This window comes from Pseudomonas sp. HMSC066A08 (assembly GCF_001813025.1).
Taxonomy (GTDB): Bacteria; Pseudomonadota; Gammaproteobacteria; order Pseudomonadales; family Pseudomonadaceae; genus Pseudomonas; species Pseudomonas aeruginosa.
In genome coordinates, this window is record NZ_KV811336.1 from 1 (window position 1) to 241 (window position 241).

Genomic DNA, 241 nt, shown 5'->3' on the forward strand with positions numbered 1-241 from the left:
TCAGGGAGGCTACGAACACCGACAGTTTGAGATTGAGCATTTAATACCCCTTGTTGCTGCCGGTTTGTGTGATGGTGCCGCTACGGCGCTGCTGACGCAGAGCGTCATCGAGCTGGATGCGATCCTGTTCTTGCGCCATGTAGTTGCCCTGCATGTTGATTTGCGTGGCGATCAGGTCGCGCAGCTTTTGCAGTTGCTGCACGTTCTGCGAGGCAATTTCATTGCCCGCCTGAATCGCCTG

Annotated in this window: 1 pseudogene; it reads right to left on the reverse strand. The window is 55.6% G+C overall.

Annotated features, from left to right (window positions below):
* Nucleotides 1–40: 40 nt before the first annotated feature.
* Nucleotides 41–241, reverse strand: a pseudogene (locus HMPREF2886_RS22890) (P-type conjugative transfer protein TrbJ); the annotation flags it as partial.